1 protein-coding gene is annotated in these 1,535 nt (G+C 46.3%); it reads left to right on the top strand.

All coding sequences use genetic code 11. From position 1 onward, the window contains the following. The first annotated feature begins 154 nt into the window (after nucleotides 1-154). Nucleotides 155-1,363: an IS4 family transposase gene (locus ACX93W_RS27250; RefSeq protein WP_459395520.1), complete on the top strand. Its 1,209-nt coding sequence runs from the start codon at nucleotides 155-157 to the stop codon at nucleotides 1,361-1,363. Nucleotides 1,364-1,535: the final 172 nt, after the last annotated feature.

Raw genomic sequence — 1,535 nt, 5'->3', positions numbered from 1 at the left:
GCACTAGCCTTGCACCAAACCTAACATGAAAAACAACCTTCTCATAAGTTCCTATATTTTGAAGAAATTGATGGTATTCTCTGGAAATCCATTAAAAAAACTCCTAATGTAAAAGGATAGGCACGTTGCCCAGTCCCCTACAAAAGGAGCCACCATGGGTAATGTACCAGATCAAACCGTCATTTGTAAATGCCTAAATGGTTTAGATGTATCAGACGAACACTTTTTTCTGTTTAATTATCGTCGAAAATTCACTTTCGCCAAAGCAGTCAAACTACTCATTGTCGCTCAACTTACCCAACGCAACAGTCTAGAGGATATTAGCCATTATCTCGATGCCGATCCGTTGCTACAACAAGAGATTGGTCTTTCCAGCATCAGCGCTTCCCAGATTGGACGAACCTTGAACCTGTTACCGTTAGAGGCGTTGCAAACGCTTTGGCAGCAGTTGATTTCACGCCAAAATCAAGCCTTTCCTAAACCAGGTCTGGCGGATCTGGGCAAACTGCGCCTCCTTGATTCCACCGTGCTGTCTCTTCCGGAGATGGCGGGCAAATGGGCGTACAGTTCGAAGACCAGTAACGGCGTTAAGATTCATACGAATGTTGTTTTAGCCAGTCCGGGCGTTCACTATGCCGACCAGATCATCTGCTCCACAAGAGGCGTTGCAGACATGGAAGTCGCGGTTGATCTCGTTGTCGATGCCGATGCGATTCATGTGATGGATCGCGGCTACATCGTGTATAGCCAGTACAAGTCTTGGTTGGATAACCGGCTTCGCTTCGTTGGGCGTGTTCAGAAAAACAGCCGAACCGTTATCCAGAAAGAACGTGAGGTTTGCGGCTCCTCTTCGATCCTTCGCGATGCCGATGTCACCGTATCCTATGCCGATAAAGAAACGAAAGGAAAAGTAGACGTTCTTTTGCGCCTGGTGGAATACATGGATGAGAAAGGCCGCCCGTATCGGATACTGACGAATGTTTGGGATCGAACCGCTGAACAGATCAGTGAAATCTATCGCCAGCGCTGGGCGATCGAACTGTTTTTCAAATGGATGAAACAGCACCTGAGTCTCGTTCATCTGTATAGCTACAAGAGTGATGCGGTGTGGAACCAGATCCATTTAGCGATGATTGCGTATGCGCTCGTGCAGTTGCTGCACAAAGCATGCGCACCAACACGAAGGATGTGGTCGTTTTTGAAGCTACTCCGGGCGTATGAAAGGTCCTCCTGGACGGCATTTTGGGAGCGATTAAACCGAGACCCTACCAAACCATCCCGGGGCAGGCAAAAGAAGAAGAAACTCGGTCGTCCTCGCAAACATCCGAAGGTATACGCGACAGTGAAGTTGATCAAGAAATAGTAACAAAAAGGCATAAAAACATTTTATGGTAACGTGATCCTATGATTTGTGAAGCATAGATTTTTTGGCAATGAGGTCTCCCATACCGCTGTAAAATATTGATTGATGTTGGAATTCATGTATATGAATTCTTTCCAATACAATGCATGTCAGGTTCTATGCAAGGCTAGTG

It is taken from the genome of Paenibacillus sp. CAU 1782, assembly GCF_054551715.1.
The sequence above is the reverse complement of the archived record's forward strand: the minus strand, read 5'-3'. Positions and strand labels throughout refer to the sequence as shown.

Bases quoted from the DNA above. Each gene is read 5' to 3' on its own strand.
- ACX93W_RS27250 (WP_459395520.1), top strand. From the start codon at position 155: ATGGGTAATGTACCAGATCAAACCGTCATTTGTAAATGCCTAAATGGT.